General features: G+C 73.3%; 15 protein-coding genes. 7 read left to right on the top strand and 8 right to left on the bottom strand.

Annotated elements, in window-relative coordinates; all coding sequences use genetic code 11:
• Positions 1-21 precede the first annotated feature (21 nt).
• Together DFQ13_RS16420 and gltB are read right to left on the bottom strand one after the other, a co-directional pair.
• Positions 22-1,542 carry a glutamate synthase subunit beta gene (locus DFQ13_RS16420; RefSeq protein WP_110080400.1) on the bottom strand — a complete coding sequence of 507 codons (1,521 nt, stop codon included), beginning with the start codon at positions 1,540-1,542 and terminating at the stop codon, positions 22-24.
• Between the two features lie 80 nt (positions 1,543-1,622).
• A complete protein-coding gene (gene gltB / locus DFQ13_RS16415; RefSeq protein WP_110080399.1) occupies positions 1,623-6,197 on the bottom strand; it encodes a glutamate synthase large subunit in 4,575 nt (1,524 codons plus the stop codon).
• Positions 6,198-6,499: 302 nt separating this feature from the next.
• On the opposite strand from gltB, the gene DFQ13_RS16410 reads away from it, so the two are divergent.
• The 6 genes from DFQ13_RS16410 to DFQ13_RS16380 all read left to right on the top strand — a co-directional run bounded on the left by DFQ13_RS16410 (position 6,500) and on the right by DFQ13_RS16380 (position 12,479).
• Complete coding sequence (locus DFQ13_RS16410) at positions 6,500-7,423, top strand: ABC transporter substrate-binding protein (protein WP_325050936.1); 924 nt, start codon at positions 6,500-6,502, stop codon at positions 7,421-7,423.
• 4 nt (positions 7,424-7,427) lie between these two features.
• Positions 7,428-8,453: a FecCD family ABC transporter permease gene (locus tag DFQ13_RS16405; RefSeq protein ID WP_233438440.1), complete on the top strand. Its 1,026-nt coding sequence runs from the start codon at positions 7,428-7,430 to the stop codon at positions 8,451-8,453.
• Positions 8,450-9,235, top strand: coding sequence for an ABC transporter ATP-binding protein (locus DFQ13_RS16400; protein WP_110080397.1), 786 nt, complete (start codon positions 8,450-8,452; stop codon positions 9,233-9,235). Before DFQ13_RS16405 ends, DFQ13_RS16400 begins: the two co-directional genes overlap by 4 nt.
• A 154-nt stretch (positions 9,236-9,389) precedes the next feature.
• Complete coding sequence (locus DFQ13_RS16395) at positions 9,390-10,526, top strand: DUF6801 domain-containing protein (protein ID WP_110080396.1); 1,137 nt, start codon at positions 9,390-9,392, stop codon at positions 10,524-10,526.
• A 29-nt stretch (positions 10,527-10,555) separates the two neighbouring features.
• Positions 10,556-11,683 (top strand): hypothetical protein, encoded by a 1,128-nt coding sequence (locus DFQ13_RS16385; RefSeq protein WP_146241250.1) that lies wholly within the window; start codon positions 10,556-10,558, stop codon positions 11,681-11,683.
• A 133-nt stretch (positions 11,684-11,816) separates the two neighbouring features.
• Positions 11,817-12,479 carry a DUF6801 domain-containing protein gene (locus tag DFQ13_RS16380; RefSeq protein ID WP_146241249.1) on the top strand — a complete coding sequence of 221 codons (663 nt, stop codon included), beginning with the start codon at positions 11,817-11,819 and terminating at the stop codon, positions 12,477-12,479.
• Positions 12,480-12,655: 176 nt separating this feature from the next.
• Here the strand turns inward: DFQ13_RS16380 and lgt are convergent, their stop codons facing one another.
• From lgt to DFQ13_RS16350, 6 genes are all read right to left on the bottom strand, one after another.
• A complete protein-coding gene (lgt, locus tag DFQ13_RS16375) occupies positions 12,656-13,765 on the bottom strand; it encodes a prolipoprotein diacylglyceryl transferase (protein ID WP_110080392.1) in 1,110 nt (369 codons plus the stop codon).
• Between the two features lie 29 nt (positions 13,766-13,794).
• Positions 13,795-14,589 (bottom strand): tryptophan synthase subunit alpha, encoded by a 795-nt coding sequence (gene trpA, locus DFQ13_RS16370; protein WP_110080391.1) that lies wholly within the window; start codon positions 14,587-14,589, stop codon positions 13,795-13,797.
• Positions 14,589-15,824, bottom strand: a complete 1,236-nt coding sequence (gene trpB / locus DFQ13_RS16365; RefSeq protein ID WP_035278254.1) for a tryptophan synthase subunit beta — start codon at positions 15,822-15,824, stop codon at positions 14,589-14,591. The genes trpA and trpB overlap by 1 nt, the downstream gene beginning before the upstream one ends.
• 149 nt (positions 15,825-15,973) lie before the next feature.
• Positions 15,974-16,783 carry an indole-3-glycerol phosphate synthase TrpC gene (gene trpC, locus DFQ13_RS16360; protein WP_035278247.1) on the bottom strand — a complete coding sequence of 270 codons (810 nt, stop codon included), beginning with the start codon at positions 16,781-16,783 and terminating at the stop codon, positions 15,974-15,976.
• Positions 16,784-16,898: 115 nt separating this feature from the next.
• A complete protein-coding gene (locus tag DFQ13_RS16355; RefSeq protein ID WP_110080390.1) occupies positions 16,899-17,432 on the bottom strand; it encodes a Trp biosynthesis-associated membrane protein in 534 nt (177 codons plus the stop codon).
• Positions 17,429-18,979 carry an anthranilate synthase component I gene (locus DFQ13_RS16350; RefSeq protein WP_084175236.1) on the bottom strand — a complete coding sequence of 517 codons (1,551 nt, stop codon included), beginning with the start codon at positions 18,977-18,979 and terminating at the stop codon, positions 17,429-17,431. Before DFQ13_RS16350 ends, DFQ13_RS16355 begins: the two co-directional genes overlap by 4 nt.
• A 95-nt stretch (positions 18,980-19,074) precedes the next feature.
• Here DFQ13_RS16350 and DFQ13_RS16345 point away from each other — a divergent pair, with 95 nt between their 5' ends.
• A complete protein-coding gene (locus DFQ13_RS16345) occupies positions 19,075-19,701 on the top strand; it encodes a TetR/AcrR family transcriptional regulator (RefSeq protein WP_035278245.1) in 627 nt (208 codons plus the stop codon).
• Positions 19,702-20,249 lie beyond the last annotated feature (548 nt).

Genomic DNA, 20,249 nt, shown 5'->3' with positions numbered 1-20,249 from the left:
GCCCGCCCCGCCGCCCTCCGACTACCGCACCGCCAGCGGGAGCGCGGTCGGGTGCACCGGCGAGGGCAACTGCGAGGCGCCCATCAGGAACACGTCCACCGCGTGCGCCACCGACCGGCCCTCGGCGATCGCCCAGACCAGCAGGGACGCGCCCCGGTGGGCGTCGCCGCAGACGAAGACGCCGGGGCTCCGCGTCTGCCAGTCCGGGCCGCAGGACAGGGTGCCCCGGGGGGTGAGGGACAGGCCGAGGCCGTCGAGCAGCGGCATGTGCTCCACGCCCTCGAAGCCGATGGCCAGCAGCACCAGGTCGGCCGGGACGACCTCGACGTCGTCGCCGACCGGGACCACCTCGCGCAGGCCGGTTCCCGGGTCGCGGCGGACCTTCACCTCGCGGAGCTGGACCGAGGTGAGGTTGCCGTCCGCGTCGCCGACGAAGCGTTCGACGGCGACGGCGAACTTGCGGTCGCCCGCTTCCTCGTGGGCCGGGTAGGTGCGCAGGATGACCGGCCAGACCGGCCACGGGGAGCGCTCGGAGTCGCGGGCCCCCGGGGGCTTGGGGTACTGGTCGAGCTGGATGACCGAGGCGGCGCCCTGGCGGACGGCGGTGCCGTAGCAGTCGGCGCCGGTGTCGCCGCCGCCGATGACGATGACGTGCTTGCCCCGCGCGTCGATCGTGGTGGGGCCGTCGCCCTCGCACTCGCGGTTGGCGGGCACCAGGTGCTCCATCGCCAGGTGCACGCCCTTGAGCTCCCGGCCGGGCACGTCCGGGGCGTCGCGACCGCGCAGGGCGCCCACGGCGAGCACGACCGCGTCGTGGTCGGCGCGCAGGGTCTCCACCGACACCGAGCCGGGCCCGGTGCCGCCGACCTCGCAGCCGGTGACGAACCGGGTGCCCTCGGCGCGTAGCTGCGCGAGCCGCCGGTCGAGGACCTTCTTCTCCATCTTGAACTCGGGGATGCCGTAGCGCAGCAGGCCGCCGAGCCGGTCGTCGCGCTCGAACACGGTGACCTCGTGCCCGGCCCGGGTGAGCTGCTGGGCGGCGGCGAGCCCGGCCGGGCCGGACCCCACCACGGCGACCCGCCTGCCGGTCGACACCCCGGGGCTGACCGCCTGGTTGTAGCCGCGCTCCCAGGACACGTCGGCGATGGTGTTCTCGACGCGCTTGATGGTGACCGCGCCGCCCGCCTCCGGGGAGATGGCCAGCACGCAGGCGGCCTCGCACGGCGCCGGGCACAGCCGACCGGTGAACTCCGGGAAGTTGTTGGTGGCGTGCAGCCGGTCGGCGGCCAGCGACCAGTCACCGCGGCGGACCAGGTCGTTCCACTCGGGGATCAGGTTGCCCAGCGGGCAACCCGCGGACCCGCTGTGGCAGAACGGGATGCCGCAGTCCATGCACCGGGTGGCCTGCTCGCGCACCTGCCCGTCGCGGACCTCGGCGTCGAGGTCGCGGTAGACCTCGTTCCAGTCACCGATCCGCTCGTCGACCGGCCGCTTGACCGCGTCGGCGCGGGCGACCTTGAGGAAGCCATTGGGGTCAGCCACGGGACACCTCCACTGCCTGCTCGACCACTGCCTGCTCGACACTCGCGATTTCGAGACCGTGCCACCGGGACCCGTTCGACTCAGCCACGGGAAGCCTCCATGATCGCGGCGTCGACGTCGCGGCCCTCGGCGCGGGCGAGCCGCATCGCCTCCAGCACGCGCTGGTAGTCGCGCGGCATGACCTTGGCGAAGGCCGCCGCGCGCCGGGTCCAGTCGCCCAGCAGCGAGGCCGCGACCGGGGAACCGGTGAGGTCGTGGTGGGCCTGCACGGTCTCGCGCAGCCACTTGAGGTCGTCTTCGGTGGGGCGCTGGATCTCCACCATGTCCCGGTTGACCCGCTTGGGGTCGAGGTCGAGGACGTAGGCGATGCCGCCGGACATGCCCGCGGCCAGGTTGCGCCCGGTCGGGCCGAGCACCACCGCGCGCCCGCCGGTCATGTACTCGAAGGCGTGGTCGCCCACCCCCTCGGCGACGACGACCGCGCCGGAGTTGCGGACCCCGAACCGCTCCCCCACCAAGCCGCGCAGGTACACCTCGCCGCCGGTGGCGCCGTAGGCGATGACGTTGCCCGCGATGACCTGCTCCTCCGCGGCGAAGGTGGCCTCCGGGTGCGGGCGCACCACGATGCGCCCTCCGGAGAGGCCCTTGCCGACGTAGTCGTTGGCGTCGCCGACCATGTCGATGGTGACGCCCTTGGGCAGGAACGCGCCGAGCGACTGGCCCGCCGACCCGGTGAGGGTGACCCGGATGGTGTCGGGCGGCAGCCCGTCGCCGCCGTAGCGGCGGGTGACCTCCGAGCCGAGCAGCGTGCCGACGGTGCGGTTGACGTTGCGGACGGGCAGTTCCAGCCGCACCGGGTGCGCGTCCTCCAGCGCCGCCTCGGCGAGCTGGACCATGGTGCGGTCCAGGGCCTCGGCCAGGCCGTGGTCCTGGGCGCGGACGCGCCGCCGGGCGGTGCCGTAGGGCGATTCCGGGACCGCGAACACCGGGGTCAGGTCCAGGCCCTGGGCCTTCCAGTGCGTCACCGCGTCGTCGGTGTCGAGCAGTTCGGCGTGGCCGATGGCGTCGTCGAGGGTGCGGAAGCCCAGCGCGGCCAGGTGTTCGCGCACCTCCTGGGCCACGAACCGGAAGTAGTTGACGATGTGCTCGGCCTGGCCGGTGAACCGCTGCCGCAGCAACGGGTTCTGCGTGGCCACGCCCACCGGGCAGGTGTCGAGGTGGCACACCCGCATCATCACGCAGCCTGCGACGATCAGCGGCGCGGTGGCGAAGCCGTACTCCTCGGCGCCCAACAGCGCGGCCACCACCACGTCGCGGCCGGTCTTCATCGCGCCGTCGACCTGCACGGTGATCCGGTCGCGCAGGCCGTTGAGCACGAGCGTCTGCTGGGTCTCGGCCAGGCCGATCTCCCACGGGGTGCCCGCGTGCTTGAGCGAGTTCATCGGGGAGGCGCCGGTGCCGCCGTCGTGCCCGGAGATGAGCACCACGTCGGCGTGGGCCTTGGACACCCCGGCCGCGACCGTGCCCACACCCAGTTCGCTGACCAGCTTCACGTGCACGCGGGCGTGCTCGTTGGCGTTCTTGAGGTCGTGGATGAGCTGGGCCAGGTCCTCGATCGAGTAGATGTCGTGGTGCGGCGGCGGGGAGATCAGCCCCACCCCGGCGGTGGAGTGCCGGGTGCGCGCGATCCACGGGTAGACCTTGTTCGGCGGGAGCTGCCCGCCCTCGCCGGGCTTGGCGCCCTGGGCCATCTTGATCTGGATGTCGTCGGCGTTGACCAGGTACTCGCTGGTGACGCCGAAGCGGCCGGAGGCCACCTGCTTGATCGCCGAGCGGCGGCGCGGGTCGTAGAGGCGCTCGGGGTCCTCGCCGCCCTCGCCGGTGTTGGACCGGCCGCCGATCATGTTCATCGCGATGGCCAGCGTCTCGTGCGCCTCGGCGGAGATGGAGCCGTAGGACATCGCCCCGGTGTTGAACCGCGTGAGGATGTCCTCGACCGGCTCGACCTCCTCCACCGGGACCGGCGGGCGGGCCCCGGTGCGCAGGGCGAACATCCCGCGCAGCGCGCCGCCCTCGCGGTTGAGCCGTTCGACCTCGGCGGTGTAGGAGCGGTAGACGTCCTCGCGGCCCGTGCGGGTGGCGTGCTGGAGCAGGAAGACCGTATCCGGGTCGAACAGGTGCAGCTCGCCCTCGCGCCGGTAGGCGTACTCGCCGCCCACCTCCAGGCGGCGGTGCACGCGCTCGGTGGGGTTCTCCGGGTGCGCGCGGCGGTGGCGGGCGGCGACCTCGGTGGCGACGACGTCGAGGCCGACGCCGCCGAGCTTGGAGCCGGTGCCGGTGAAGTACTCGTCGAGCAGGTCCCCGGCCAGGCCGAGGGATTCGAAGACCTGGGCACCGGTGTAGGCGCCGACGGTGGAGATGCCCATCTTGGACATGATCTTGAGCACGCCCTTGACCAGGGCCTGCACGTAGTTGCGCACCGCCCGGGGCCGCTCGACACCGGTGATCGAGCCCTGGGCGATCAGGTCCTCGATGGTCTCGAACGCCAGGTACGGGTTGACCGCCGCCGCGCCGTAGCCCAGCAGCAGCGCCACGTGGTGCACCTCGCGGGCGTCGCCGGACTCCACGACCAGTGCGACCCGCAGCCGCTCCTTGGTGCGCACCAGGTGGTGGTGCACGGCCGAGACCAGCAGCAGCGACGGGATGGGCGCCATCCGGTGGTCGGAGTCGCGGTCGGACAGCACCAGCGTGCGCGCGCCCGCCGCGATCGCCTCCGACGCCTCGCGGCGCACCCGCTCGACCGCGGCGGCGAGCGCCGGGCCGCCGCCGGTGACCTCGTAGAGTCCGCTGAGGACGGTGCAGGCGAAGCCGGGCAGGTCGCCGTCGTCGTTGACGTGGATGAGCTTGGCCAGCTCGTCGTTGTCGATGACCGGGTACGGGAGCTGGATGTGGCGGCAGGACGCCGGGCCGGGGTCGAGCAGGTTCTGCTCCGGGCCCATGATCCGCTGCACCGAGGTGATGATCTCCTCGCGGATCGCGTCCAGCGGCGGGTTGGTGACCTGGGCGAAGTTCTGCTTGAAGTACTCGTAGAACAGCCGCGAGCGCTGCGAGAGCACCGCGGGCGGGGTGTCGGTGCCCATCGAGCCGATCGGCTCGGCGCCGGTGACCGCCATCGGCGTCAGCAGGACCTTCAACTCCTCCTCGGTGTAGCCGAAGGTGAGCTGGCGGCGCAGCACCGACTCGTGCGTCTGCACGACGTGCTCGCGGCCGGGCAGGTCGGCGAGCTTGAGCAGCCCGGCGTGCAGCCACTCCCCGTAGGGCTTCTCGGCGGCCAGCGCGGACTTGACCTCGTCGTCGTCGACGAGCCGACCGGCCTTCGTGTCCACCAGGAACATCCGGCCCGGCCGCAACCGGCCCTTGGCGATCACCCGGTCCGGGGGCACGTCGAGGACACCGGTCTCGCTGGCCAGCACCACCCGGTCGTCGGCCAGCCGCCACCAGCGCGCCGGGCGCAGCCCGTTGCGGTCGAGCACGGCACCGACCAGGGTGCCGTCGGTGAAGGTGACGCACGCCGGGCCGTCCCAGGTCTCCATCAGCCCCGAGTGGAACTGGTAGAAGGCCCGCCGGGCCGGGTCCATCGTGCGGTGGTTCTCCCAGGCCTCCGGGATCATCATCAGCACCGCGTGCGGCAGGCTGCGCCCGCCCAGGTGCAGCAGCTCCAGCACCTCGTCGAAGGACGCGGAGTCCGAACCGGACGGGTCGACGACCGGGTAGAGCCGGTTGAGGTCGCCGCCGATCAGGTCCGAGGCCAGCAGCGCCTCGCGGGCGCGCATCCGGTTGCGGTTGCCGCGGACGGTGTTGATCTCGCCGTTGTGCGCGACGTAGCGGAACGGGTGCGCCAGCGGCCACGACGGGAAGGTGTTGGTGGAGAAGCGGGAGTGCACCAGGGCGATGGCGGAGACCAGCCGCTCGTCGGTCAGGTCGGTGAAGAAGGCCGGGACCTGGGCGGTGGTCAGCATTCCCTTGTAGACCATCGTGCGCGAGGACAGCGAGGGGAAGTAGGTGCCGCAGCCCTCGGCCACGCTCTCGCGCTCCACCCGCTTGCGCAGGCAGAACGCCAACCGGTCCAGCGCCACCCCGGTCACGGCGGACCCGTCGGTCGGGTCGTCGCGGCGGGCGGTCAGGAACGGCATGGCGAAGTGCGGCATGACCCCGCGCGCGGTCGGCCCGATGCCCGCGGCGTCGGGCGTGGTCGGCACCTCGCGCCAGCCCAGCACCGCCAGCCCCTCCTCGGCGGCGATCCGCTCGAGGAGCGCGACGGCCTTGGCGCGCTCGTCGGGGTCGGTGGGCAGGAAGGCCAGGCCGGTGGCGTAGCCGAGGTCCCCGTCGGGGCCCGGCTCGGGCAGGGCGAAGCCGACCTCGGCGCGCAGCAGCGCGTCCGGCAGTTGCACCAGGATGCCCGCGCCGTCACCGCTGGTCGGCTCCGAGCCCGCGGCGCCGCGGTGCTCCAGGTTGGCCAGCGCGGTGAGCGCGTCGGTGACGATCCCGTGCGAACGCCTGCCCAGGATGTCGGCCACCATGGCGACACCGCAGGCGTCGTGCTCCGCGGCCGGGTCGTACAGGCCTCGGGGGCGCGGCAGGGCGGAGAAGATCATGTGCGGGGGTCCTCCTTCGACGTCACGCGCTCAGGTCGGGCGGTGCCAGGGGCGGGGGGTGATGCCTCGGCGGCGGTGCCAGGGGTCTGGGCACGGGACGGCGGCGGCCCGCGGGGGATGGTCCGAGCTTAACAGTCCTGAAACGAACAAGAAACCGTCGTCACACCCGGATGGCCGCGTGGGGAAGACGCGACTGGTCACGGCCCCCGCACGCGGACGACCGCACCTCGGTGAGCATAACCCAGGGGGCCGACGGCGGCCTCCGCACGCGAAGCGCTTGCGGCTGCTAGCGTCCAGCGATCGTGACCATTCGACGCGCGGGTGTCGCGCTCCTGCTGTCCGCGCTCTGCACGACCCTGGCGACGGCGGGCTGCGCGACCCGGGAACCCGAGCCCGCCCCGACTTCCGCCCCGGCCGCCGCCTTCCCGGTCACGGTGACCCCGCCGGGCGGCGCGCCGCTGACCCTCGATGAGCGCCCGGAGCGGATCGTGTCGCTGTCGTCCACGGCCACCGAGGGCCTGTTCGCGCTGGGGGCCGGGCCGCAGGTGGTCGCCGTGGACGACCAGTCGGACTTCCCGGCCGAGGCGCCGCGGACCGACCTGTCCGGACTGACCCCGAACGTCGAGGCCATCGCGGCGAAGACCCCGGACCTGGTGGTGGCCTCCGGCGACCCGGGCGGCCTGGTCGCCGGGCTGGCGAAGGTCGAGGTCCCCGTGCTGGTGCTCAGCGCCGCCACCACCCTCGACGACGTCTACGCCCAACTGGACGTCCTGGGCAAGGCAACCGGGCACCCCGCCGACGACCTGGTGGCCCGGATGCGCGCCGACATCGACAAGGTTGTCCGCGACACGCCGAAGAAGACGGTCGCCTACTACCACGAGCTGGACACCGAGCTGTACTCCGTGACGTCGAAGACCTTCGTCGGGCAGGTCTACGGCCTCTTCGGACTGACCAACATCGCCGACGCCGCCGACGCGACCGGCAGCGGCTACCCGCAGCTCTCCGCCGAGTACGTGATCAAGGCGAACCCGGCGCTGGTGTTCCTGGCCGACGGGCAGTGCTGCGGGCAGAGCGCGCAGACCGTGGCCGCCCGGCCGGGCTGGTCCACCGTGGACGCGGTGCGCGCCGGGCGCGTCGTCGTCCTCGACGACGACATCGCCTCCCGCTGGGGGCCGCGGGTGGTCGACCTGGTGCGGGTCGTCGCCGACGCGGTGGCGAAGGCCTGACCCCTTGTCCCGATCCCGGCTCACCCCCGGCGTCCTGGTCGTCGCCGTGGCCGCGCTGGTGGCGGTGGTGTGCGTGGCGACCCTGCTCGGCGCCGCCGAACTGGGCTGGGACCGGGTCGTCGGCGAGGTGTGGGCGCAGTTGACCGGCGGCGTGTCGCCGCTGTCGGAGCGCGAGGCGGCGATCGTGTGGCAGGTCCGGGTGCCGAGGGTGCTGCTGGCCGGGCTGGTCGGGGCGGCGCTGGCGGTGTCCGGCGCGGCGTTCCAGGGCGTGTTCCGCAACCCGCTGGCCGACCCGTACCTGCTCGGCGCCGCCGCGGGCGCGGGCCTGGCGGCGACGCTGGTGGTGATCGCCGCCCCCGGGGTCACCGGCTGGGTCGTCGGCCCGCTGCCGCTGGCGGCGTTCGCGGGCGCGCTGGGCGGGGTCGGGCTCACCTGGGCGCTGGGCCGGTCCGCGGGCGGCGGGACGGCGGTGCTGCTGTTGTCGGGGGTGGCGGTGGCGGCGTTCCTCACCGCGGTGCAGACCTTCGCGCAGCAGTTGGACACCGACACGATCAAGCAGGTCTACACCTGGATGCTCGGTGGGCTGAACACCAGCGGCTGGCACGAGGTGCTGCTGACGCTGCCGTACCTGGCCGTCGCCGCGGTGGTGCTGTGCCTGTGCGCGCGGCTGCTCGACGTGCTGGCCCTCGGCGACGAGGAGGCGGCGTCGCTGGGGGTGCGGCCGGGGCGGGTGCGGCTGGTGGTGCTGCTCGCCGCCTCCCTGGCCACCGCGGCGGCGGTCGCGGTCAGCGGGCTGATCGGGTTCGTGGGGATCGTGGTGCCGCACGTGGTGCGGCTGCTCGCGGGCACCGGGCACCGGGTCGTGGTGCCGCTGTCGCTGGTGGGCGGGGCGGTGTTCCTGATCGTGTGCGACCAGGTGGCGCGGACGGTGGTGGCCCCGGCGGAGCTGCCGCTGGGTGTGATCACCGCGTGCACCGGGGCGCCGTTCTTCGCCGTGGTGCTGCGCCGGTACCGGGGGCGGGTGCGGTGACCGGGCTGCGGCTGCGGGACGTGGCGGCCGGGTACGGCGGTGCCCCGGTGGTCGCCGGGGTGACGGTGGACGTGCCCGCCGGGAGCTGGCTGGCGGTGGTGGGGCCGAACGGCGCGGGCAAGTCGACGCTGCTGAAGGCCGTGGCGGGGCTGGTGCGGCACACCGGGGTGCTGGAGCTGGGCGGCAGGGCCACCGCCGGGATGTCCGCCCGCGAGCGGGCCCGCGCGATCGGCTACGCCCCGCAGGTCGCCGTCGTGCCGGACGGCATGGCGGTGGCGGACTACGTGCTGCTGGGCCGGACCCCGCACCTGGACCCGCTGGCCCGCGAGGGCGCCCGGGACCGGGCCGTCGTGGCGGATGTGCTGGACCGCCTCGACCTGGGCCACCTGGCGGGCCGGGAGCTGCGCACCCTGTCCGGCGGTGAGCGCCAGCGCGCGGTGCTGGGCCGGGTGCTGGCCCAGCAGACCCCGGTGCTGCTGCTCGACGAGCCGACCACCGGCCTGGACATCGGGCACGCCCAGTCCCTGCTGGAGCTGGTCGACCGGCTGCGCGCCGAGGACGGCACCACGGTCGTCAGCACCCTGCACGACCTGGTGTTCGCCGCGCAGTACGCCGAGCGGCTGCTGCTGGTGGACCGCGGCGAACCGGTCGCGCAGGGCACACCGGCGCAGGTGCTCACCGCGGCGACCGTGGCCCGCCACTACGGCGCGGCGGTGGAGGTCGTGCACACCTCGACCGGGCACCCCGCCGTCGTCCCGGCCCGCCCGCCCCGCGCGGGCTGATCCGGCACGCCGCACGCTGTCCGGTGTGACGGTTTCGCGCCCCGGTCCCCGTACCGGCATGAGCACTTTCCCGATACCGAAAAAACGCCCTTGAGCTGCGGATTCTTCGCGTGGTCAGATCATCAGCCACATTTCCCACGGGAGCGGAGAGACCATGCGGGTTCGAAGATCACTGGCAATCCTGGCGGCGGCAGCGGCGGCGGTCGGAACGGCCGTCGCGGTCGGCGGCGCGGCGACGGGGGCTCCTGCCGCGGGAGACACCACCACCGTCACCCGGACCTTCGGGTCGAACTGCCCGCTGCGGCTGCCCGACCACCCCGCGCCGCTGGACGCGACCGGGCGGTTCTCCGTCGACCTCGACGTCCCCACCAGCGCCGTCGTCGGTCAACCGACCGCCCCGATCCCCTGGCGCGGGCAGGCGTCCTCGGACCTGGACCTGAGCGAGGGCAGCGTGCTGCGCACCGCCCTCACCGCCGCCGGGGCCACCTCGCTGACCGCCACGATGCGGATCAGCCTGCTCTACTACACCTTCTCCGGACCGGGCGAGCACCACACCGTGGAGTTCAGCTCCGACCTGCCGCTCTCGGCCGGGGCGATCACCATGGCGGGCTCCGGCACGCTGCCGCCGCTGGAGTTCACCCAGCCCGCGGCCCGGTCGACCGTGGTGTGGATGGGCGGCTACTCCGTCCTGCTCACCCCCCGCCGGGCCGACGGCTCCCCCACCGAGTACGGCACGTTCGACTCGGGGTGCCTGATCCCGCCGTCGTTCTTCCCCTGGATCGACCTGCCGGTCCTGCCCTCGGCCACGACCGCCACGCACACCGCCACCGCCACCGGCCGCCTGGGGCGCACCCCGGTCGACTTCGGCACCGGCTCGCTGTCGCTGACCGGCGACAGCGCCACCGGGTCGGTCACCGGCGCGCTCGACCTGCCCACGGCCGCCACGGTCAGCACCCGCGCCCTCGGCATCATCCCCGCGACCGCGACCGCCCGGCTGACGACCGACCCGCTCAGCGGCGCGGTCCCGGGCGCGCTGCGCGGCCGGGCCACCGTGGCGGTCCCCGACCTGAGCGTCTTCGGCATCCCGGTCCTGCGCGGGTCGACCACCTGCCGGGGCACCGGACCGCTCACCCTCACCCCCGGCGCCGACTTCACCCCCGCCACCGGCGGCGCGCTCACCGGCACCTTCGAGACCCCCGCGTTCACCGGGTGCGGCGCGTACGGCGGTTTCCTCGGCTCCCTGTTCTCCGGCAAGGCGAACACCCTCGCCATCACCGCCTCGCCCAACTGAGCGCACGACCTCCGTCCCACACCACTTCGATGAGGGGAACGACCTTGCGCACAAGAAGACTGGTGGCCGCACTCGCGGCGATCGCGACCACGGCGGGCGTGGCAACCGCGCTCGGCGCGGGCTCGGCGTCCGCCGCGACCGTGGAGATCACCCGGAGCAATAGCATGTCCTGCTCGGTCGACATGCCTGGGCTGCCGAAGTTCAAGACGTCCATGGGGGTCACGGTCACCATGAGCGTGCCAGACACCGCGGTGGCCAACCAGCCGACCGCGCCGATCCCGTGGCGGGCCAACGGCTCGGTCGACCTCGACCTGTCCGAGAAGAGCCCGCTCACCGCCTACCTGGTGGCGAACGGCGCGGCCTCGGTGTCCATCTCCGCGGGCGCCAGCCTGCTGTACCTTGGCGCGAGCAACGGAGGAGACCAGTCACTCAGCTTCGCCGCCACCACACCGCTGCCCGCGACGTCAACCTGGGTTGAGGGCTCCGGTGAGCTGCCGCCGGTGCTCCCCACCGCGGTGGCCCCGGGACAGATCGGGCTCTACCACAGGGGTTCCGGGGTCTCGGTCACCCCGCTCAAGGCGGACGGGTCTCCCACGTCGATCGGCAACATCCCGTTCCTCTGCATCGGCTCACCGTGGCTCGCGCCGTGGCACACCATCGACGTAATCCCCGGGCCCACCAGCGCGGACTACGCCGTCACCGCCCGCACCGGTGTCGCGGGCACGGAGGTGGACCTGGGCGCCGGGTCGCTCGCGCTGACCGAGGCGGTCGACAAGTCCGTGACCGGCTCACTCGACCTGCCCGACTCGGGAACCGCCGCGCTGCGCCTGCTCGGCGTCATCCCGGCGACCGCGAGCGTGCGGGTGACCCCGGGGCCGGTCACCGGCAGCTTCGCCGACGGCTTCACCGCCCCGGCGACCGTCACCGTGGCGGACCTGTCGATCCTCGGCATACCGCTGCTGCGCGACCAGAACACCTGCCAGAGCACGACAACCCTCGCGCTCACGGCGGGCGACGGGCTCGCCATCAACCACAGCGGCTCCCTGACCGGGAACTACGACCTGCCCGCGTTCACCGGCTGCGGCTACTACACCGGCCTGGTCTCCTCGCTGTTCTCCGGCAACGGCAACACCATCACCGCCACCACCACGGACTAGGCACGGGGTGACGGTTTTCCGGGAATCCACCGCGCCGGGTGAGCACTTCACGCTCGGCTCTGGCCCCGCCTCCCGGCGCGGTGGTATCCCAGTCCGGACAGGGTTGACCAATCCGGCGAAAGTGGTGCCGCACATGGGAATTCGGAGAACCAGCGGTTCGATCGCGGTGGTGGCCGCGCTGGTGGGCGGGCTCGTCGTCGCGGGGGCGGGCACCGGTTCCGCCGCGACGGTCACCGTGCGGATCGGGGATTCGCTGAGCGGGTGCTCGACTGCGGTCCCGGGGGTGGGCACCGTCACCGCCGACATCGCCGCCCACATCGAGGTGGACGCGCCGGACACCGCCCGGCAGGGCGTGCCGACCGCGCCGCTGCCCTACCGGGGGACGGCGTCGGTGGGGCTCGACTTCGCCCCAGGAACGCCGCTGCGCCAAGCCCTCGACGGCGCGGGCGCGGTCACGCTGGACGCGACCGCGCGGGTGTTCCTGCGCTACCACAGCCCGCAGTTCCCGAACACGGAGAACCCGCGGCCGTACTTCTCGGTCACCGGAGTCCCGATCGCCGGGAACAGCGCGCTGCCCGAGTGGTCCACCTCCGGTGAGCTGCCCCCGATGGTGTTCGACCGGGTCGGGACCGAACCGACCCTGTACTACCAGAGCTTCAACGTCCTGGTCACCCCGCGCGGCGCGGACGGCGGCCCGACCGCCCTGGGCACGCTCGACGTGCACTGCATCTACCCGCCCGGCCCGTACGCCACGCACCGCGTCGAGGTCTCCCCCGCCGACCGGCACATCACCTAGGACCTCACCGCGCTGGGGATGCCACTGGCAAGGGCGAGCCCGACTGCCGGAGCACGACCACGCTGACCCTGACCTCGGGCGACGGGTTCACCCCCGCGAGCGGCGGCCCGATCACCGGGACCTACGACCTGCCCGCCTTCACCGGCTGCGGCAACCACACCGGGCTGGTCGACGCGCTATTCGCCGGGGTCGGCAACACGCTTGCGCTGAGCACCACCGGCTGACCCGGTCTTCTCGGCTCCCTCGTCGTCGAGGTCGCCTGCACGGTCCTCGTCGAGGTCGTCGGTGTCGTCGAACGGGTCTTCGTCGTCGTCGACAGCGTCGTCCTCGACAACGGGGGCGGGGTCCTCGTCGTCCCGGTGGGTGGAGGGCACCTCGTCCACCGGGATGACGGCGATCGCCCCGCCGCCGAGGTGTTCGCGGGGGCCGCGCTTGGCGGCGAGCACGAAGTAGACGACCGCGCCGATGAACACCAGCAGCGAGACCCAGACGTTGATCCGCACGCCCAGGACCAGGGTGGCCGGGTCGGTGCGCATCAGCTCGATCAGGCCGCGGCCCAGGGTGTAGCCGGCGACGTACACGGCGAACGCGCGCCCGTGGCCCAGCCGGAGCTTGCGGTCGAGGAACACGACCAGCGCGGCGACGAGCAGGTTCCAGATCAGCTCGTACAGGAACGTGGGGTGCACCGGGCTGCCGTCGATCAGGGTGTGGTCGACGGCGACGCCGTTGAGCGGGTCCGTGATGCCGTTGGCGTTGAGGCGCTCGTAGATCTCCAGGCCCCACGGCAGGCTGGTCGGCCCGCCGTAGAGCTCCTGGTTGAAGTAGTTGCCGACCCGGCCGATGGCCTGGGCGGTGACGATGCCGGGGGCGATCGCGTCGGCGAACACCGGCAGCGGGATGCCCTTCTGGCGGCAGCCGATCCAGGCGCCGACCGCGCCGAGGGCGATGGCGCCCCAGATGCCCAGGCCGCCGTCCCAGATGCGCAGCGCGTTCAGCGGGTTCTTGCCCTCACCGAAGTAGCGGTAGTAGTCGGTGGCGACGTGGTAGAGCCTGCCGCCGACCAGGCCGAACGGCACCGCCCACACCGCGATGTCGATGACAGCGCCCGGCTGGCCCCCGCGGGCCTGGAACCGCTTCTCGCCCCACCAGATCGCGACGATGATGCCCGCGATGATGCACAGCGCGTACGCGCGGATGGGGATGGTCAAGAAACCGAGATCGATCTCCCAGACCCCGCGGTCGGGACTCGGGATGTTCGCCAGGAACAGCGAGGAGGCGCTCGTCACGGGCCCACCGTAACGGGGGCCCGGACGGCTCAGCCGATCGGGGCGGGTGTGCGGCGCACACCCTCGGCCAGCTCCTCGGTGAGCGCGCGCACCGCGTCCGGGCCGGTCCGCGCGGCGGTCACGAAGGCCGACCCGACGATGACCGCGTCGGCGAACCCGGCCACCTGCGCGGCCTGGTCGCCCGAGCGCACGCCCAGGCCCACGCCGACCGGCAGCGAGGTGTGCTCCCGGGTGCGCGCGACCAGGGCCTCTGCCTCGACGCCCACGGCGTCGCGGGCCCCGGTGACGCCCATGACCGCGGTGGCGTAGACGAAGCCGGAGGACGCCGCCGTGGTGGCCGCGATCCGCTCCGGCGACGACGACGGCGCCACCAGGAAGATCCGGTCCAGGCCGTGCGCGGCGGAGGCCTCCAGCCACGGCTGCGCCTCGTCCGGGATGAGGTCCGGGGTGATCATCCCGAGCCCGCCCGCGGCGGCGAGGTCGCGGGAGAACGCGTCCACGCCGTAGCGCAGCACCGGGTTGAAGTAGGTCATCACCACGGCCTTGCCGCCCGCGGCCGACACGGCCTCGACGGTGCGGAACAGGTCGCGCAGCCGGAAGCCGCTGCGCAGCGCCTCGTCCGCGGCGGCCTGGATGGTCGGGCCGTCCATGACCGGGTCGGAGTAGGGCACGCCGACCTCCAGCAGGTCGCAGCCGGAGTCGACCATGGACTTGAGCGTGTCGATGGAGCCGTCGACCGTGGGGTACCCGGCGGGCAGGTACCCGATCAGCGCCGCGCGCCCCTCGGCCCTGGTGCCCGCGAACAGGGTGTCGAGCGTGCCCATCAGGACTCCTCGTAGAAGCCGAAGTACTTCGCGGCGGTGTCCATGTCCTTGTCACCGCGACCGGAGAGGTTCACCAGGATGACGCCCTCGGGACCGAGTTCCCGGCCCAGGACCAGCGCGCCCGCGAGGGCGTGCGAGGACTCGATGGCCGGGATGATGCCCTCGGTGCGCGAGAGCAGCCGGAACGCGTGCATGGCCTCGGCGTCGGTGGCCGAACGGTATTCGGCGCGGCCGGTGTCCTTGAGCCACGCGTGCTCCGGGCCGACACCGGGGTAGTCCAGGCCCGCGCTGATCGAGTACGCCTCGGTGGTCTGGCCGTCCTCGTCCTGCAACAGGTAGGACATGGCGCCGTGCAGCATGCCGGGGCTGCCGTGGCCCAGGGTGGCGCCGTGCTCGCCGGTCTCGATGCCCTTGCCCGCGGGTTCGATGCCGACCAGCCGCACGTCGGCGTCGTCGACGAAGCCGTGGAAGATCCCGATGGCGTTGGAGCCGCCGCCGACGCAGGCGGTGACCACGTCCGGCAGCCGCCCGAGCTGCTCCAGCACCTGCGCCCTGGCCTCGATGCCGATGACCCGGTGGAAGTTGCGCACCATCAGCGGGAACGGGTGCCCACCGGCGGCCGTGCCGAGCAGGTAGTGCGTGGTGTCCACATTGGTCACCCAGTCGCGCAGCGCCTCGTTGATGGCGTCCTTGAGGGTGCGCGAGCCCGAGGCCACCGGGACGACCTCGGCGCCGAGCAGCTTCATCCGCGCCACGTTCAGCGCCTGCCGCTCGGTGTCGACCTCGCCCATGTAGACCACGCAGTCCAGGCCCATCAGGGCGCAGGCGGTGGCGGTGGCGACGCCGTGCTGGCCCGCGCCGGTCTCGGCGATGACCCGCTTCTTGCCCATCCGCTTGGTGAGCAACGCCTGGCCCAGCACATTGTTGATCTTGTGCGAGCCGGTGTGGTTGAGGTCCTCGCGCTTGAGGAACACCCGCGCGCCGCCCGCGTGCTCGGCGAAGCGGGGCGCCTCGGTGAGCAGCGAGGGCCTGCCCGCGTAGTCGCGCAGCAACCGGGTGAACTCGTCGGTGAACGCCGGGTCCAGCCGGGCCTTGTCGTACTCGGCCGACAGCTCGTCGAGCGCGCCGATCAGCGCCTCCGGCATGAACCGGCCACCGTAGGGGCCGAAGTGGCCGCGGGCGTCCGGGTCGTGCGCGCCGGGGGCGTGCGGGTCCTGCTCCGCGACGGCGTGCACGGCGCTGTTCTGCGCCGCGGTGGTGTCGTCCTGCGGTGTGGTGCTGTCCTGCACCGGGGTGCTCTCCACGACGGCGTTCTCCACAGCATCGTCCACCGCGGTGCTGTTCTCCAGCGTGACACCGCGGTCGGTGGTGTTCTCGGGGGTGCTCACCGGCTCGGCCTCGGGCACGCCGGGTGCGACCCCGCCGTGACGAGCTGCACCAGGGCGGCCTTGGGGTCGTCGGTGGCCACCAGGCCCTCGCCGACCAGCACCGCGTCGGCACCGGCCCCGGCGTAGGTCATCAGGTCGCTGGGGCCCCGGACGCCGGACTCGGCGATCTTGACCACGTCGGCGGGCAGACCGGGCGCGAGCCGCCCGAACACGTCCCGGTCGACCTCCAGGCTGCGCAGGTCGCGGGCGTTGACGCCGATGACCTTCGCGCCCGCCTCCAGCGCGCGGTCGGCCTCCTCGGCGGTGTGCACCTCGACCAGGGCGGTCATGCCCAGCGACTCGACCCGGTCGAGCAGCGACTCCAGCGCGGGCTGCTCCAGCGCGGCCACGATCAGCAGCACCAGGTCCGCGCCGTGCGCCCGCGCCTCGTGCACCTGGTACGGGCTGACCACGAAGTCCTTGCGCAGCAACGGGATGTCGACCTTGGCCCGGACCGCGTCGAAGTCGGCCAGCGAACCGCCGAAGCGGCGCTGCTCGGTGAGCACGCTGATCACGCGCGCCCCCGCGGCCTCGTAGTCGCGGGCCAGGGCGGCGGGGTCGGCGATGGTGGCCAGGTCGCCCTTGGACGGGCTGCGCCGCTTGACCTCCGCGATGACCCCGACGTCGGTGCCGCGCAGCGCGTTGAACGCGTCCCGCGGCGGCGGGGCCTTGGCGGCCATCGCCTTGATGGTCTCGAAGGAGACGACCGACTCGCGCGCGGCGAGGTCCTCCCGGACCCCCTCGACGATCGATTCGAGGACGTTCACAGGTCACCCTCGATCGACGTTCCGCTGGTGTAGTCCCTCACAAGCACTGCCCCTTCCCGCCGAATTGATGCTAACTCCGGCCCTCGCGGGCAGGAGGCACCGGGTCCTCGCTCGCTCACCGCCCCGCCGTCGGGTCCTCCCCCTCCGAGAGTGCCTGCCACAGGTCGTCGTCGGTGCGGGCGGACTCCTTGGCCGCACCGGGTGCCGCGTACCGCGCCCCCATCCTGGGCAGCCGGGCGCCACGGATGAGCAAGACGCCCCCCGCCGCGGCCATGACCAGCCCGGCCACCGCCACCGCCAGCCGCGCCGGGACCGCTCCCCCGGTTCCGGCGACGGCCTGCCACACCGGCACCAGGCCCGCCGCGGCCAGCAGCGCGCCCGCGACCCGGCGCGGCACCGGGCCCAGCGCGAGCACGCCCGCGACCCCGGCCAGCGCCAGCACCGCCAGCGGCACCACCGAGGGCAGCGCCGCCGACACCGGCACGTCCGCGCTGGTGGCCGCCCCGGTGCCGGGGACCGTGCCGGTGCTCGTCGACCAGGTCAGGTACGACGAACCCCACAACCCGGCCGCGGACAGCACGAGCAGGCCCACCACCGTCCACAGCAGACGGCGGGGTGGCGGCCCCGGGGGCTCCTGCGGCTCGGTCATGAGTCCGCCGGGGCCCGCACGGTCTCCGCCGCGGCGATGGCGGCGAGCACCGCACCCGCCTTGTTCACGCACTCGGTGTCCTCGGCGGCCGGGTCGGAGTCGGCCACCACACCCGCCCCGGCCTGCACGTAGGCCACGCCGTCGCGGATCAGGGCGGTGCGGATGGCGATCGCGGTGTCGCAGTCGCCCGCGAAGTCCAGGTAGCCGACGACGCCGCCGTAGAGGCCGCGCCGGGTCGGCTCCAGCTCCTCGATCAGCTCCATCGCCCTCGGCTTCGGCGCCCCGGACAACGTGCCCGCCGGGAAGCAGGCGGCGACGGCGTCGAAGGCGGTCTTGCCCTCGGCCAGCTCACCGGTGACCGTGGAGACGATGTGCATGACGTGGCTGTAGCGCTCCACCCGGAAGAAGTCGACCACCTGCACGGTGCCCGGCGCGCACACCCGGCCCAGGTCGTTGCGGCCCAGGTCGACCAGCATGACGTGCTCGGCGCGCTCCTTGCGGTCGGCGAGCAGGTCCTTCTCCAGGACCATGTCCTCCTCCGGGTCCACCCCGCGCCAGCGGGTGCCCGCGATGGGGTGCGTGGTCGCCCGGCCGTCGCGCACGGTGACCAGGGCCTCCGGGCTGGAACCGACGATGCTGAACCCGTCGAGCCGCAGCAGGTACATGTACGGGCTGGGGTTGGACGTGCGCAGCATCCGGTAGACGTCGAGCGGGTCGGCGTCGGTGGTCATCTCGAACCGCTGCGACACCACCACCTGGAACGCCTCGCCCGCGCGGATGGCCTCCTTGGCCTTGCGCACCGCGGCCTGGTAGTCGGCGGGCTCGCGCCTGCGCGCGTAGTCCGGGCGGGGCCGCTCGAACACCGCGGCGGTCGACGGCGCCGGGCTCAGCAGCGCCCGGGTCATCGCGTCCAGCCTGGCCACCGCGTCGTCGTAGGCGGCGTCGACCCGCTCGGGCGAGTCGTCCCAGTTCACCGCGTTGGCGATCAGGGTGATGGTGCCCTCGTGGTGGTCCACCGCGGCCAGGTCGGTGGCCAGCAGCATGACCAGCTCGGGCAGCTCCAGGTCGTCCTCGGCGAGGCTGGGCAGCTTCTCCAGCCTGCGCACCGCGTCGTAGCCGATGTAGCCGACCATGCCGCCGGTCAGCGGCGGCAGGTCCGGCAGCGGGTCGGTGTGCAGCAGCCGCACCGTCTCGCGCAGCGCCGCCAGCGGGTCGCCCCCGGTGGGCAGGCCGACCGGCGGGGTGCCCGTCCAGTGCGCCTCACCGCCGGTGGCGGTCAGCGCGGCCGGGCTGCGCACCCCGACGAACGACCAGCGCGACCAGGAGCGGCCGTTCTCCGCCGACTCCAGCAGGAACGTGCCGGGCCGGTCACCCGCGAGCTTGCGGTACACCGACACCGGTGTCTCCGCGTCGGCGAGGACCCGCCGCACCACCGGGATGACCCGCCGATCGGCCGCCAGCGCGTGGAACTGCTCACGACCGGGGCTGACGGCCCCCATCCCCGCGTTCGTCGCGGGTCGGGACGGGACGCCGATCACACTGACCATGACGTCATTCTGCCGTGCCCCCGGCGCCACCCCCGGCACCGGGTCGAGGGCATCGGTGACCTGCGCGGACCCGGTTTCGGGCATGATGTCCGGTGATGAGCACACCGACCGCCGGGCCACCCGGGCCAGGCACCGGGCGCAGGCGGGGCAGGCGCCCCGGTGGCGCCGACACCCGGGCCGCCCTGCTGGCCGCCGCCCGCGAGGTCTTCGCCGAGCAGGGCTACAGCGGGGCCACGGTGCGCGCCATCGCTCGCCGCGCCGGGGTGGACGCGGCCATGGTCAACCACTGGTTCGGCGGCAAGGAAACGCTGTTCGCCGAGGCCGTGCTGCGGCTGCCGTTCGAGGTGGAGCCGCTGGTCGCGCACCTGCGCAGCGGACCGGCCGGGCAGTTGGGCGCACGGATGGCGCGGGCGTTCCTGACGAGCTGGGACGCCGAGGGCGGTACGCGGTTCACCGCTCTGGTGCGCAGCGTCGCCACGCACGCGGATGCGGGGAGTTCACTGCGCGACTTCTTCCTGGAGAACCTGTTCGGGCGGATCAGTGATCTTGTTGCGGAGGACGGGCGGGAGCTGCGGGCGACGCTGGTGGCGTCGCAGGTGATGGGGCTGGGGATGGTGCGGTACGTGGTGCACTTCGAGCCGCTGGCTTCCGCTGGGGTGGACGGGTTGGTGGCGGCTGTGGGGCCGAACATCCAGCGGTATCTGACTGGGCGGTTGGACTAGGTTCGGCTGGCTGGTTCTTGTTCAAAGCCCGGTCGTTTTGGTGGATGTGCTCGGCTTTCGAGCCCGGGGTTTTGGTGGGTGTGCCCGGCTGGGTGGATGTGCTCAGCTTTCGAGCCCGGGTTTCGGTGGGTGTGCCCGGCTGGGTGGATGTGTTTGGCCGGGGCCCCTATGGCGATCATGTGCTCCAGTGTGACCGGGTGGGGCTGAAAAGATGCCCCACCGCCCAGGCAGGCTGTCACATGATCGCCACCCCCGGCCAAACACATCCACCCACCCGGGCAGGGGCGTAGCCGGACCGGCGGTTGGTGGGGTCGCCAGCCTGCGTTGAGGACATCCACCCACCCGGGCAGTTGGCTCGCCGGACCGGCGGTTGGTGGGGTGGTCGGCCTGCGTTCAGGACTTCCACCCACCCGGGCAGTTCGCTCGCCGGGCCGGCGGTTCTCGGGGCGGTCGGCTGTTGTTGCTGTGCCCGATCGGGTTCGGAGTGACCTGCGGCTGGCCAACCCAGCCCAGCCCTGGCCTGGCTCCGGCCCCGTCTCTGTCTGCGC

This window comes from Actinokineospora spheciospongiae (assembly GCF_003182415.1).
Classification (GTDB): Bacteria; Actinomycetota; Actinomycetes; order Mycobacteriales; family Pseudonocardiaceae; genus Actinokineospora; species Actinokineospora spheciospongiae.
This window is presented reverse-complemented; position numbering and strand designations above follow the sequence as displayed.